Source organism: Novosphingobium fluoreni, assembly GCF_014196615.1.
GTDB lineage: Bacteria > Pseudomonadota > Alphaproteobacteria > Sphingomonadales > Sphingomonadaceae > Novosphingobium > Novosphingobium fluoreni.
The window spans coordinates 51,121-66,442 of the sequence record NZ_JACIDY010000001.1 but is presented as its reverse complement, the minus strand read 5'-3'; the positions used below and the strand labels follow the sequence as shown (position 1 = coordinate 66,442).

At 65.5% G+C, this 15,322-nt stretch carries 7 protein-coding genes; all 7 read left to right on the top strand.

From position 1 onward, the window contains the following. Nucleotides 1-39 precede the first annotated feature (39 nt). Complete coding sequence (locus GGR39_RS00250) at nt 40-4,827, top strand: NAD-glutamate dehydrogenase (protein ID WP_183615393.1); 4,788 nt, start codon at nt 40-42, stop codon at nt 4,825-4,827. 575 nt (nt 4,828-5,402) lie between these two features. Beyond that, nucleotides 5,403-6,944: a bifunctional GNAT family N-acetyltransferase/carbon-nitrogen hydrolase family protein gene (locus GGR39_RS00245; RefSeq protein ID WP_183615392.1), complete on the top strand. Its 1,542-nt coding sequence runs from the start codon at nt 5,403-5,405 to the stop codon at nt 6,942-6,944. Nucleotides 6,945-7,002: 58 nt separating this feature from the next. Continuing rightward, nucleotides 7,003-8,163, top strand: coding sequence for an isovaleryl-CoA dehydrogenase (locus GGR39_RS00240; protein WP_183615391.1), 1,161 nt, complete (start codon nt 7,003-7,005; stop codon nt 8,161-8,163). Between the two features lie 230 nt (nt 8,164-8,393). Further along, entirely contained in the window at nt 8,394-9,047 is a 654-nt protein-coding gene (locus GGR39_RS00235; protein WP_183615390.1) for a TetR/AcrR family transcriptional regulator, read from the top strand. A gap of 196 nt (nt 9,048-9,243) precedes the next feature. Then, complete coding sequence (locus GGR39_RS00230) at nt 9,244-11,655, top strand: glycogen/starch/alpha-glucan family phosphorylase (RefSeq protein ID WP_183615389.1); 2,412 nt, start codon at nt 9,244-9,246, stop codon at nt 11,653-11,655. Continuing rightward, the gene (gene glgB, locus GGR39_RS00225) at nt 11,652-13,832 is read left to right on the top strand and encodes a 1,4-alpha-glucan branching protein GlgB (RefSeq protein ID WP_183615388.1); all 2,181 of its coding nucleotides are present in this window, start codon (nt 11,652-11,654) and stop codon (nt 13,830-13,832) included. Before GGR39_RS00230 ends, glgB begins: the two co-directional genes overlap by 4 nt. A 191-nt stretch (nt 13,833-14,023) precedes the next feature. Beyond that, nucleotides 14,024-15,301 (top strand): glucose-1-phosphate adenylyltransferase, encoded by a 1,278-nt coding sequence (gene glgC / locus GGR39_RS00220; protein WP_183615387.1) that lies wholly within the window; start codon nt 14,024-14,026, stop codon nt 15,299-15,301. Nucleotides 15,302-15,322 lie beyond the last annotated feature (21 nt).

Sequence of the window (15,322 nt, the reverse complement as noted above, 5' to 3'; positions counted from 1 at the left end):
CACGGGGCGGGCGTCGCGATCGGTTTGGAGAGACAGGACATGGCCGCAGGTACCAAGACCGCAACGCGTCGCAAAAGCGGCGCTGCCCCCGGCGATATCGGCGCCGCGATCGCGGTTCGGGTGCGGGAATCGCTGCTGCCCGGCGATGGCCCGTTCGAGAAGGGCTGGGTAGAGGAAACCGCGCAGTTCCTGCTGGCCGCCGCGCGCCGCCGCGCGCCGGGTGAGCCGGTGATCGAGCTGGCCTCCACCAGCGAAGATGGTGGCCGCCGCTTTCTGCGGATCGCGCTGGTGAACGACGATATGCCGTTCTTGGTGGACTCGGTTGCCGGGGCGCTGACCGGAATGGGCATCGCCATCGATCGCCTGGTCCACCCCGTCATCACCGCCACCCGCGATGGCGATGGGCAACTGACCGGCCTCGCCGCGCCTCGCGCAGGCAAGGAGCAGGCGCAAGTGTCTCGCGAATCGCTGATCTATATCGAAGCTGCGCGCATCGATGCTCGCCAGCGCCGCGAACTGGCGCAGACGCTGGCTGCCGTGCTGGCCGATGTGCGCGCCGCCGTCACCGATTACCCGCGCATGGTGGCGCTGATGAAGCAGGAAGCCGATGGGCTGACGCAGGACGAGGAAGGCGCGGAACTGCTGCGTTGGTTCGCCGATGGCAACCTGACCCAGCTGGGCCACATCACGCGCAAGCGGGAGGGCGGCCACGGCCAGTTGCTGGGCATCTGCCGCCGCGCCAAGGCGATTCTGGCCGACGCCAGCTTCGAGCGGGCCTTCGCCGCTTTTGACGAGCAGGTGAAGACCGGCACGGTGCGCGCGCCGATCATCGTCAAGGCCAACCAGGTCGCCACCGTCCACCGCCGGGTGCCGCTGGACTTGTTCCTGCTGCCGGTGATCGAGGGTGGCAAGGTCACCGCGATCTCGGTCCATGCCGGGTTGTGGACCAGCGCCGCGCTGTCCACCCCGCCAGACCAGATCCCGCGCCTGCGCACGCAGTTGTACAACCTGAACACCCGCTTCGGCTTCGATCCCAACGGCCACACCGGCAAGGCGCTGCGCCATGCGCTGGGCGCGCTACCGCACGATCTGCTGGTCAGCTTCAGCGATGCCGATGTGGAGCGGGTGGCGACGGCGATGACCGCGCAGGTCGATCGCCCGCGCCCACGCCTGTTGCTGGTGGAAGCGCCGCTTTCGCGCCATGCCATCGCGTTCGTCTGGCTCCCGCGTGATCAGCTCTCCTCGCAGATGCGCGGCCGCGTGCAGGCGCTGCTGGAGCAGACCGAGGGCGTGGACGTGCTGGATTGGTCCATGCAGGTGGAATCCGGCACCGTGGCCATGCTGCGCTTCGTGCTGGATATCCGCGATGCGCCGTCCACGCCCGATGAGGTGGAACTGGATACCCAAGTGCGGCTGCTGCTGCGCGGGTGGGGTGAGGCGGTGGAGGCCGCCGTCGCGGCTGACGGGGGCGAGGGCAATCGCGCCACCGCGATCGCCAGCCGCTATGCCGAGGCGTTTCCGCTGGGCTACCGCAGCGACTATGGCCCGGCCGAAGCCGCGATCGACATCCGCCATTTGCGCCGCCTTGCGGGCAGCGAGGCCGAGATCGCGTCCGGCCCGCACAGCCGCCGCGACGTGCGGCTCTATCGGCTGCCGACCGACAGTGACGAGCGGCTGCGCCTGAAGATCTACCAGAACGAAGGCGTGCTGCCGCTGTCAGACGCGGTGCCGGCGCTGGAGGCGTTCGGGTTCCGCGTACTCGCCGAAATCCCTACCGCGCTCGATCGGGGGCGGATGGGCATCATCCATGATTTCCTGCTGGAGCTTCCCGCCGGGGAACCCGCCGCGCCGCTGGTGGACCGGGCCGAGGCGATCGAAAGCGCCTTCGCCGCCGTGCTGAACGGGCAGGCGGAGAACGATCCGTTCAACCGCCTGGTGATCGTAGCCGGGCTTGCCGCCGGCGAGGTGGACTGGCTGCGCGCCTTCTACCGCTATCTGCGCCAGACCGGGATCAGCTACACCATCGGCACCGTGGTGGATGCGCTGGGCCGCTCGCCCGCTATCACTCAGGGACTGATGGCGCTGTTCCGTGCGCGGCACGATCCCGCCTTCAAGGGCAGCCGCGACAAGGCGGAGGAGGCCGCGTCAGAGGCGATCCGCAATGGCCTGGCCAATGTCGCCGCGATCAACGACGACCGCGTGCTGCGGCTTTATCGCAGCCTGGTGGAAGCGATCCTGCGCACCAACGCCTTCGCACCCGCGAGTGTCCCCAACAACGGAAACGGGGCGCTGGCCTTCAAGCTTGATTCCGCGCTTGTCCCGGGCCTGCCCAAGCCGGTGCCGTGGCGTGAGATCTTCGTCTATTCGCGCCGGGTGGAGGGCATCCATCTGCGCGCCGGACCTGTTGCGCGCGGCGGCCTGCGCTGGTCCGACCGGCGCGACGATTTCCGCACCGAGATCCTGGGCCTGATGAAGGCGCAGCGGGTGAAGAACGCCGTGATCGTGCCGACCGGCGCAAAGGGCGGCTTCTATCCCAAGCTGCTGCCCGATCCGCAGCGCGATCGTGCGGGCTGGGCGGCAGAGGGGCAGGCAGCCTACGAAATCTTCATCCGCACGCTGCTGTCGATCACGGACAACATCGTCGACAACGCGGTGGTCCATCCGGACGGCGTGGTGATCCGCGATGGGGAAGACCCGTACTTCGTGGTCGCGGCGGACAAGGGCACGGCCAAGTTCTCCGACGTGGCGAACGGCATCGCCATCGCCCATGACTTCTGGCTGGACGACGCTTTCGCCAGCGGCGGCTCCAAGGGCTATGACCACAAGGCGATGGGCATCACCGCCAAGGGTGCCTGGCTTTCGGTGCAGCGCCACTTCCTGGAACTGGGCGTGGACGTGCAGAGCGATCCGGTCCGCGTGGTGGGCTGCGGCGACATGTCGGGCGACGTGTTCGGCAACGGCATGCTGCTGTCCAAGTCGCTGAAGCTGGTGGCCGCGTTCGATCACCGGCACATCTTCCTCGATCCCGCGCCCGATGCGGCCAAGAGCTGGGCCGAGCGCCAGCGATTGTTCGACCTGCCGGTGTCCAGCTGGGACGATTATAACAAGAAGCTGATCTCCAAGGGCGGCGGCGTGTTCGCGCGCACGATGAAGCGCATTCCGCTCAGCGCCGAAATCCGCGCCGCGCTGGCCATCGAGGCGAGCGAGCTGGAGCCCGAGGCGCTGATCAGCGCGATCCTGCAGGCGCCGGTTGACCTGCTGTGGTTCGGCGGCATCGGCACTTATGTGAAGTCCTCTGCCGAAAACAACGCCACCGTGGGCGATCCCGCCAACGATGCGGTGCGTGTCGATGGCAACATGGTGCAGGCCCGCGTGATCGGCGAAGGTGCCAACCTGGGCACCACGCAGGCTGGGCGGATCGAGTTTGCGCAAGTGGGCGCGGGCGGCAAGGGCGGCCGGATCAACACCGACTTCATCGACAATTCGGCGGGCGTCGATTGTTCGGACAACGAGGTGAACATCAAGATCGCGCTGGCCGCCGCCAAGCGGGCGGGCAAGTTGACCGAACCGGCGCGGGTGAAGCTACTGCGCGCGATGACCGACGATGTCGCCGCGCTGGTGCTGGAGGACAACCGGCTCCAGGCGCTCGCTCTTTCGATCGCCGAGCGCGGCGGCGGGGCGGCGATCCCTTCGTACTTGCGCCTGATCGAGACGCTGGAGGAAGGCGGCAACCTGGATCGCCGGACCGAGGGGCTGGCCGATAACGACACGCTTTCGCGCCGGGCGCTCGATGGCCGGGGACTGACCCGGCCCGAACTGGCGGTGCTGCTCTCCAGCGCGAAGCTGGTGTTGCAGGATGCGATCGAGCACAGCCCGCTCGCCACCGATCCCAGCATGGAAGGCGTTCTGCTGGCCGCGTTCCCGCCGGCGATGCAGAAGAAGTTCGGCACCTTCATCAAGGAGCACCGCCTGGCGGGCGAGATCGTCGCCACCAAGCTCGCCAATTGCATGGTCAACCGCCTGGGCGTGATCCATCCCTTCGAACTGGCCGAAGAGGAAGGCGCGACGCTGGGACAAGTCGCCGCCGCGTTCACGCTGGCGCAGCGGCTGCTGAACCTGGACGACCTGTGGCGGCGGATCGAGACCGAGCCGATGACCGAGACGGCCCGCATCGCCTTGTTCGACAAGATGGCCCATGCCGTTCGCAGCCATATGGCGGACCTGCTGCGCGTGGGGGCGGGGCGGATCGCTCCGGCCGAGCTGATCAAGCGGCTGGGCAGCGGTGTCGCGCTGCTGGCTCGTGAGACGCGCGATCTGCTGGGCGAAAGCGGCCGCACCCATTCGGGTCGGATCAGCGCCGCGCTGGTCGAGGAAGGCGCACCCGAAGCCGATGCGGCGGCGGTGACGCATCTTTATGATCTGGATGGCGCGGTGGGCATCACCGCGCTGGCGGAGCAGACCGGCATCGCGCCCCGCCGCCTGGTGGGCGCGTTCACGCGGCTGGGCGCGGCGCTAGGCCTGGACTGGGCGCAGACCAGTGCCGCGGTGATGAGCCCGTCCGATCCGTGGGAGCGCTTGCTGGTTGCCGGCCTCGCGCGTGATTTCCAGCAGATGCGGCTGGAGTTCCTGGCCGAACTGGCGAAGAGCAAGGCCGATCGCGAGGACCCGGTGGCGGCGGTGGAAGCCTGGGCAGCGGGTCGGCAGACGGCGATCCATGCCTTCCGCGCCATGATTGATCGCGCCGAGGGCAACGCGGCGGTCGCTCCGGCGATGCTCGCCCAGATCGCCAGCCAGGCGCGCAACCTGCTGTCGCGGCGGCTGGGGTAGGGGGTGGACATGCGCCATCCCCCGCAGGCGAGCGCGGGATAACGCCGGGGAGAGTTCAACGGCCAAGCGTTGCGGCCGGCGCGGGCCTGGCGCGACAGGCTTGGCTCGACGTTCCATCGTGCGACCGGCTGGCGGGGGAACGCGAAAGCGGGACCGCCAGCTCGGCTTTGATGCGCAGGACGACCGGCGGGAAAAGCTCGCAAAAGCCCGTCGGCCCCGTCTCCGGCGCTAATGCCGGCGGGTTAGAGTCCTGCATCGCGGTGCAGGCGCCCGTCTTGAGCGCCGGCCGCATGGTGCGGGGTTGATGAGCGATCGCGTTTCGCCACCCGCACCCGCCGTATCGGATTTCTCCGATGGCTGCGGCGTATAACCTATTTGGTTCATGTTGTCAATCCGGCAGAGGCGTCGGTGGGGCAAGCGGCCTCAAGATGAGGGTGCGCCCCGGTTGCGCTCCCCGCCTGCTCCGTTCAGGGCGATCGAAATCCAGGGAAACCGGGCCATGCAACGCCCGGCGAATGCATCAAACCACGCACCACCCCTGGAACCGTCACCAATGTGGCGCATATTAGCACCCCATGACCAATCCCAAAGCCAAGCTCGTCATCCGCCCGGCACTGTTGACGGACGCCCCCGCGATCACGCGGTTGTCCGCCAAGGTCTACGGACCCACCGAGGCCTTCACACGCGCTGAAATTCGCGGGCAGATCAACAACTTCCCCGATGGCCAGTTCGTCGCCGAGTATCAGGGCAAGGTGGTGGGCCACTGCGCCACGATGATCATCTCCTCCGATCTGGCATTCAAGCCGCATACCTGGGAGGAAATCAGCGCCGGTGGCTATGGCCGCCCGCCCGCGCCCAACGGCGATGTGCTGTACGGCTTCGAGATCTGCGTCGATCCCGAATTCCGCCGGTTGCGCATCGGCCAGCGGCTCTATCGCAAGCGGCGCGAGCTGTGCCAGGACTTTGAGCTGAAGGGCATCGCCTTTGCCGGACGGATGCCGGGCTATTCCCGCCGCCGCCGCAGCTATCCCGACCCGTTCGACTATGTGGAGGCGGTGAAGGCCAAGAAGGTGCGCGATCAGGTGATCGAGTTCCAGATGAGCGAGGGCTACGAGCCGCGCGGCATCCTGCCCGGCTATCTACCCAACGACCGTGAGAGCGGCGGCAATGCCGTTCTGATGTTCTGGACCAACCCGATCGCCCCGCAGGAGACGGGCAAGACCGTACCCGGCTTCCAGGAATGGCTACCCTCCAGTGTGCGCGTCGCCACCGTGCAGTTCCAGATGCGCAAGATCGACACGATCGACCAGTTCGAGGATCAGGTGGAATACTGGATCGACGTGGCGGCCGATTACGAGGCGGACTTCGTGGTGTTCCCCGAGCTTTTCACGCTGGAACTGCTGTCCATGGCGGAAACCAAGCTGGAGCCGGTGGACGCGATCCGCTGGATTTCGGAATATACCGACCGCTTCACCGAATTCATGGAGCGCATGGCGGTAAGCTATAACATCAACATCATCGGCGGATCGCACCCCACGCGCGTGGGCAAGGACGAGATCCGCAACGTCAGCTACATCTTCCTGCGCGATGGCAGCACGCACAAGCAGGAGAAGCTGCACCCCACCCCGTCGGAGCGGCGCTGGTGGAACATTCGCGGCGGCTACGGCGCCAGCGTGATCCCCACTGACTGCGGGCCGATCGGCGTGATGGTCTGCTATGACAGCGAGTTTCCCGAACTGGCCCGCCACCTCGTCAACCAGGGGGCCTTGCTGCTGTTCGTGCCGTTCTGCACCGACGAGCGGCGCGGCTATCTGCGCGTGCGCTACTGCTGCCAGGCGCGGGCGGTGGAAAACCAGTGCTATGTCGTGACATCGGGCGTGGTGGGCAATCTGCCCAATGTGGAGAACATGGATATCCACTATGCCGAAAGCGCGATCCTGACCCCGTCGGACTTCCCCTTCGCGCGGGATGGCGTGGCGGCGGAAACCGCCGTCAATACCGAGACGATCGCCATCGCCGACCTCAGCCTGGACGCCCTGCTGACCGCACGGCAATCGGGCGCGGTGCAGAACCTGCGCGATCGGCGGTTCGATCTCTACCGTGTCGACTGGAAATAAGGCTGACAGGCAGGCGCGGGGCTTTGCGGCAAGTCCGCGCCTGCGGTAGGTCTGCACGATGACACGTTCCACACCCGAATTCGATTTCGCTCTGGGCGAAAGCGCAGACATGATCCGCGAAACCGTGGCCCGCTTTGCCGACGAGCGGATCGCGCCGCTGGCCGCCAAGGTGGACGCGCAGGACTGGTTCCCGCGCGACCTGTGGCCTGAGATGGGGGCGCTGGGCCTGCACGGCATCACCGTGGAGGAAGAATGGGGCGGCATCGGCCTGGGCTATCTGGAGCACGTGATCGCGGTGGAGGAAGTCAGCCGCGCTTCGGCCTCCGTCGGCCTGTCGTACGGCGCGCACTCCAACTTGTGCGTCAACCAGATCCGCCGCTGGGGCACGGATGCCCAGAAGGCGAAGTACCTGCCACAGCTGATCAGCGGCGAGCATGTGGGCAGCCTGGCAATGTCGGAAGCGGGCGCGGGCTCGGACGTGGTGGGCATGAAGCTGCGCGCCGAGGCGGTGGACGGCGGCTATCGCCTGAACGGCACCAAGTTCTGGATCACCAACGGCACCTTCGCCGATACCCTGGTGGTCTACGCCAAGACCGGAGAGGGTTCGAAGGGCATCACCGCTTTCCTGATCGAGAAGGACTTCGCCGGTTTCTCGATCGGGCAGAAGATCGACAAGATGGGGATGCGCGGCTCCCCCACGTGCGAGCTGGTGTTCGACGATTGCTTCGTGCCCGAAGAACAAGTGATGGGCCCGCTGCACGGCGGAGTGCGCGTGCTGATGAGCGGGCTGGACTATGAACGCGTGGTGCTGGCCGGATTGCAGCTGGGCATCATGCAGGCCTGTCTGGATACCGTGATCCCTTATGTGCGCGAGCGGCGGCAGTTCGGCCAGGCGATCGGCACGTTCCAGCTGATGCAGGCCAAGGTGGCGGACATGTACGTGGCGCTGCAATCGGCGCGGGCCTACGTCTATGCCGTGGCGCGGGCGTGCGATGCCGGGCAGACCACGCGCTTCGATGCGGCGGGCGCGATTCTCTATGCCAGCGAAGGCGCCTTCCGCGTGGCAGGGGAGGCGGTGCAGGCGCTGGGCGGGGCGGGCTATACCAAGGACTGGCCGGTGGAACGCTACCTGCGCGATGCCAAGCTGCTCGATATCGGAGCGGGCACCAACGAGATTCGCCGGATGCTGATCGGCCGGGAATTGATCGGCGCTGCGTGAAACAGGGTTAAATACGTATCACAAAACGAAAAACCCTCAACAACTGGTAGCTTTTACGGCGCGAGTGGTTGGTTAAGACTATATTGATGGTTCGTTTTGGCACCAAATGTGCGATGCGGTCCTTTTCTTACATGCTATCTAAGTCTTCGCTTTCGTTATATTTGGTTCCTTAACTTAAGTTGGAGCCGCGAACCGGTGGCTCCGGGTCGCAAGCGGGTGGGAGATTGGAAATGATGCAGCCCTCTGAGGGCGGAGAGCGGCGTCCGCGTACGCGCGGTCGGCCAAGCATCGCCACAGCGGAAGAAATTGATCGCGAAATTCTGCGCGCCGCGAAGGAGCAGTTTTTCCAGCACGGCTACGAACGCACGTCGATGTCGATGATCGTCAAGTCCGCCGGCGTTTCGAAGACGACGCTTTATGCGCGCTATGCCACCAAGGTGGAGCTTTTCCTGGCGACGGTACAGGATGCGCATCAAGGTGTGGAGGAAATCGCCGCCGCGCTGGTCAGCAGTCGGGACATGGGACTTGAGGAAGGCCTCATCGCGTTCGGCCTGCAGTTGCACAAGATCGGTGCCGAGGTGAACTGGAAAGAGTTCGAGCGGCTGATCTTCGCGGAAGGTCCGCACTTTCCCGAACTGTATAAGGCCGTCGCGCTCAGGATGGACGAAGGCGTGGAGGCGATCTCGGAATATATCATGCACTGCGCCACGCGTGAGGGGATCGCCTGCCGCGATCCGCGAAAGCCGGCGGCGATGTATCTTTATGCCCTGCGCGGGTTCTACAACTGGCAGATGTTAAACGGCCAGCGCGCTACGCACGAAGAGGCCGCCGAGTTCTTTCGCAATCTGGTAGACACGCTCATCAGCTCTCGCGCCGATTGGTAGCGGAAGGTTCTGCGCGTGAGTTTTTTGGATAGTCGCGCATGATCGCGCTTGCCGGGTGCAGGCTTGCCGAATAGCGATAGGGCAACGCAAAAATACGGATGAGAGGATGCAGGTGGCCATCGCCGCCTGACGGGCGTGCAACCCGGGTTCGCCGGCCTTTGGCCTTTGGCGGGCCATCACGGAAGGATGTTCGCCCGTGCCCGATCTCAACTCCGCCATCCAGAAGACCGACGCGCTGATCGTCGACGTGCTGCGCCACCGCGTCGGCAAGGACGAGCGGGCGGCGAAGCTGCATGACTGGTACAAGGCCGCGATCCTGGCCATCCGCGACGAGGTGATCGACCGGTGGATCGATTCCACCCGCCGCACGTACCAGCAAGGTGGCAAGCGGGTCTATTACCTCTCGATGGAATTTCTGATCGGGCGGCTGCTGCGTGATGCGCTGTCCAACATGGGTGTGACCGAACAGACCCAGCAGGCGCTGGCCGCGCACGGGCTGGACCTGGCGACGCTGGAGGAGCTGGAGCCCGATGCGGCGCTGGGCAACGGCGGCCTGGGGCGGCTGGCGGCCTGCTTCATGGAAAGCCTGGCGACGCTGGACATCCCCGCCTACGGCTATGGCATCCGCTACATCAACGGCATGTTCCGCCAGCGGATCGACGATGGCTGGCAAGTGGAATTGCCCGAGACCTGGCTTGCGCACGGCAACCCGTGGGAGTTCGAGCGGCTGGAAAGCAGCTATCGCATCGGCTTCGGCGGCGAAGTGGTGGCCGATGGCGACGCGGTGATCTGGCATCCGGCTGAGGAGGTGGAGGCCACCGCGGTCGATACCCCGGTGGTCGGCTGGCGCGGCAAGCGGGTGAACACCCTGCGGTTATGGGATGCGAACGCGCTCGATCCGCTGAAGCTGGACGCTTTCAATGCGGGCGATCACGCCGGCGCGCTGGCCGATCAGGTGCGCGCGGATTCGCTGGTGCGCGTGCTCTATCCGGCGGACGCGCATCAGGCTGGGCAGGAACTGCGGCTGCGGCAGGAGTACTTCTTCTCCGCCGCATCGGTGCAGGACATCGTGCGCCGCCACGTGCAGTACGAAGGCGATATCCGCACTCTGCCCGACAAGGCGGCGATCCAGCTGAACGACACCCATCCCGCCGTGGCCGTGGCAGAGCTGATGCGCCTGTTGGTCGACAGCCACGGGCTGGAATTCAACGAGGCCTGGGCGATCACGCAGGCGACCGTCAGCTATACCAATCACACCCTGCTGCCCGAAGCGCTGGAGAGTTGGCCGCTGCCGCTGTTCGAACGGCTGCTGCCGCGCCACATGCAGATCGTCTACGCCATCAACAGCCGCGTCCTGCGCGAGGCGCGCAAGGCCGGGCTGGACGATGCGGCGATCGCGGCGATCTCGCTGATCGACGAGAACGGCGAGCGGCGCGTGCGCATGGCGAACCTGGCGTTCACCGGCGGCCATTCGGTGAACGGCGTGGCCGCGCTGCATACCGAGCTGATGAAGCAGACGGTCTTTGCCGATCTGCACAAGCTCTACCCCACGCGGATCAACAACAAGACCAACGGCGTCACCCCGCGCCGCTGGCTGCAGCAATGCAATCCGGGGCTGACCGGCCTCATCACCGAGGCGATCGGGCCGGCTTTCCTGGACGATACGACCAGGCTGGCAGACCTCAACGCCATGGCGGGAGACGCCGCGCTGGGTGAGAAGCTGGCAGCGGTGAAGCACGCCAACAAAGTGGCGCTGGCCGATCATATCCGCCACACGATGGGCCTGCGGCTGGACCCTGACGCCCTGTTCGACGTGCAGATCAAGCGCATCCATGAATACAAGCGCCAGTTGCTCAACTTGGTGGAGACGGTGGCGCTCTATGACCAGATCCGCAGCCATCCGGAGCGGGACTGGGTGCCGCGCGTCAAGATTTTCGGCGGGAAGGCCGCGCCCAGCTATCACAACGCCAAGCTGATCATAAAACTGACCAACGACATCGCCAGACGTATCAATGCCGACCCGTCGGTGGGCGGGCTGCTGAAGGTGGTGTTCGTGCCCAATTACAATGTCAGCCTGGCGGAGCGGATCATCCCCGCCGCCGACTTGTCCGAACAGATCTCCACCGCGGGCATGGAAGCGTCTGGCACGGGCAACATGAAGTTCGCGCTGAACGGGGCGCTGACGATCGGCACGCTCGATGGCGCCAATATCGAGATCAAGGACCGTGTGGGCGATGACAACATCTTCATCTTCGGCCTGACCGCGGAGGAAGTGGCCCAAAAGCGCAGCGGTGGCTACGATCCGCGCGCCGTGATCGAAGGATCGCGCGAATTGGGCCAGGCGATCTCCGCCATCGCAACCGGGGTGTTTTCTCCCGACGATCCCAACCGCTACCGCGATCTGATGGCCGGCATCACGGACCACGACTGGTTCATGGTCGCGGCCGACTTCGACGCTTATGCGCAGGGCCAGCGCGCCGTGGACGCCTGTTGGAACGATCAGGCCCGGTGGCGCGCGATGGCGCTGCGGAACATCGCCAACGTCGGTTGGTTCTCATCAGATCGAACCATCGCCGAATATGCGAAAGATATCTGGAACTTGACGTGAAGCCGCCGCAAAGCGCCCTCGATGCGCTGCTCGACGGGACGCATGGCGATCCCTTCTCTCTTCTAGGCGTTCACGAAGGTCCTGGCGGCACCCAGCTGCGTGCCATCCTTCCCGGAGCGCACGAGGCGGAGGCGTTCACGCTGGACGGCGTTTTCCTGGGCCCGATGGAGCGCAAGGATGATCGCGGTCTGTTTGAAGGGCGCTTCTTGGGAAAGCGCGAACCGATCCGTTACCGCTGCTCGGCCGGAGGCGCGGACTGGCTGGTCACCGATCCTTACAGCTTCGGGCCGGTGCTGGGCCCGGTGGACGACCTGCTGTTCGCGCAAGGCACCCACTTTCGCTTGTTCGACAAGCTGGGCGCGCACCTGATCGAACATGAAGGCACGCAAGGCGTGCATTTCGCGGTGTGGGCGCCCAATGCCCGGCTGGTCAGCCTGGTGGGCGATTTCAACGATTGGGATCCCACGCGCTATCCCATGCGCCACCGCCAGGACATCGGCGTGTGGGAAATCTTCATTCCCGATATCGGGGAATACCGGGCGTACAAATTCCATGTCGTCGGGCCCGATGGCGTGGTGCAGCCGCTGAAGGCCGACCCTTTCGCTTTCGGCAGCGAAGTGCGGCCCAGCACCGCCTCGATCACCGCCGTCGCCGCCAAGACCGGGCCGGGCGGCGTCACCTGGGGCGATGAGGCGCATCGCGATCACTGGGCTTCGGTCGATCACCGGCGGGTGCCGATCTCGATCTACGAAGTGCACGCCGGGTCGTGGCAGCGCGATCGGTTCAACTGGTTCCTCACCTGGGACGAGATGGCTGAGCAACTGATCCCCTATGTGGTGGACATGGGGTTCACCCATATCGAATTCATGCCCATCGCCGAGCATCCCTACGATCCGTCATGGGGCTATCAGACGACCGGGCTGTTCGCGCCGTCCGCGCGCTTTGGCGAGCCGGCGGGCTTCGCGCGCTTCGTCGATGGCGCACACCGGGCGGGGCTGGGCGTGCTGGTGGACTGGGTGCCCGCGCATTTCCCGACCGACAAGCATGGCCTCGTCCGGTTCGACGGCACCGCGCTGTATGAACACGAAGACCCGCGCCTGGGCTTCCACCCGGACTGGAACACGCTGATCTACAATTTCGGCCGGCAGGAAGTGTCCAGCATCCTGGTCAACAATGCGCTGTTCTGGGCCGAGCGCTATCATGTCGATGGACTGCGCGTGGATGCCGTCGCCTCGATGCTGTATCGCGACTATTCGCGCAAGGCGGGCGAATGGATTCCCAATACCGAGGGTGGGCGCGAGAACTGGGAGGCGGTGGACTTCCTGCGCGCCCTCAACCGCGCGGTCTATGGCACGCATCCCGGTTTCGTCACCATCGCCGAGGAGTCGACGGCCTGGCCGGGCGTCACCAGCCCCGCGCACGAGGACGGCCCGCGTGAGAGCCTGGGCTTCGGGTTCAAGTGGAACATGGGCTTCATGAACGACACGTTGCGGTACATGGGGCGTGACCCGGTGCATCGCCGCTACCACCATGACGATATCACCTTCGGCCTGGTCTACGCCTTTGGCGAGAATTACGTCCTGCCGCTGAGCCATGATGAGGTGGTTCACGGAAAAGGCTCGCTTCTCAACAAGATGGCCGGTGACGACTGGCAAAAATTCGCGAACCTTCGCGCCTATTACGCGTTCATGTGGGGGTATCCGGGTAAGAAGCTGCTGTTCATGGGGCAGGAGTTTGCCCAGCGCCGCGAATGGAGCGAGGATCGTGCGCTTGATTGGGACCTGCGTGCCGCCCCCGCCCATGAAGGCGTGCGCAACCTGGTGCGCGATCTCAACCGCCTTTATCGCGAAAAGCCCGCGCTGCATGGCCGTGATTGCGAGCCCGAGGGGTTCGAGTGGCTTATCGCGGACGATACGGAAAACTCGGTTTTCGCCTGGCTGCGCAAAGCCGCGCCGGGCGCGCCGATCGCCGTGGTCAGCAACATGACGCCCAGGGCCTGCAGCAAATACCGCCTGCCCCTGCCGCACGACGGCTTCTGGCGCGAAGTGTTGAACAGCGATTCGCCGTATTACGGCGGATCCGGCACCGGCAACCTGGGCCGCGTGGAAGCAAAGGGCGGCTTTGCCGAAGTCACCTTGCCGCCGCTCGCTACGGTGATGTTCGAATATGCCGGTTGAATTGCCGACTCCTTCCCTCCCTAAAACGGGAAGGGGGACCGCCGGCGCAGCTGGTGGTGGAGGGGCCGATGCCTCTGAGCGGTTCCTGGCTTATCCGGAAGCGCCCCGTCCCCTCCGTCCCGCGCTGCGCGCGCGCCACCTTCCCGTCCCGGGGAGGAACCAACATACGAATTCGCAGGAGAGTGCCGCCGATGACCTTACCCTTGCGCAGCCGATCATCTGGTCAGCCGCTCGCCCGTGATGCCATGGCCTATGTGCTGGCCGGCGGTCGCGGCAGCCGCCTGCATGAGCTGACCGACAACCGCGCCAAGCCCGCGGTCTATTTCGGCGGCAAGGCGCGCATCATCGATTTTGCCCTGTCGAACGCGATCAATTCCGGCATTCGGCGCATCGGCGTCGCCACGCAGTACAAGGCGCATTCGCTGATCCGCCACATGCAGCGCGCATGGAACTTCATGCGGCCCGAGCGTAACGAAAGCTTCGATATCCTGCCCGCCAGCCAGCGCGTCTCCGAGACGCAGTGGTACGAAGGCACGGCGGACGCGGTGTATCAGAACATCGACATTATCGCCGCACATGCGCCCAAGTACATGGTCATCCTGGCGGGCGATCACATCTACAAGATGGATTACGAACTGATGCTGCGCCAGCACGTCGATTCCGGCGCCGATGTCACCGTGGGGTGCCTGGTGGTGCCGCGCATGGATGCCGTGGCCTTCGGCGTGATGCACGTGGACGAGACGGACCGCATCACGGATTTCGTGGAGAAGCCCGCCGATCCCCCCGGCATCCCCGGCCAGCCGGATATGGCTTTGGCCTCCATGGGCATCTACGTGTTCGACACGCAGCTGCTGTTCGATCAGCTGCGCCGCGACGCGGCAGACCCGGAATCCAAGCGCGATTTCGGTGGCGACATCATCCCTTGGCTGGTGCGCAACGGCAAGGCGCAGGCGCATCGCTTCACCGACAGCTGCATCCGCGCGGCGGACGAGCTGGAGGAATATTGGCGCGATGTCGGCACCGTCGATGCCTACTTCGATGCCAACCTCGACCTGACGGACACCGTGCCCCAGCTCGATCTCTATGACCGCGACTGGCCGATCTGGTCCGACGCCGTGGTCGCCGCCCCGGCCAAGTTCGTCCATGACGAGGAAGGGCGGCGCGGCAGCGCGATCTGCTCGCTGGTCTCCAACGACTGCATCGTCTCGGGCGCAACCGCGCAGCGCTCGCTGTTGATGACCGGGGTGAAGATGGGCAGCTTTTCCAGCGTCAGGGAAGGTGTGATCCTGCCCTACAGCAATATTGGGCGGGGCGCGCAGCTCAGCCGGGTGATCATCGATTCCGGCGTGCGCATTCCCGAAGGTTTGGTTGTGGGCGAAGATCCCGAACTGGACGCGCGCCGCTTTCGCCGCAGCGCGAACGGCGTGTGCCTGATCACCAAGCCGATGATCGAACGGTTGACCACCTGACGATGCCGCTGCCCAGGCCGC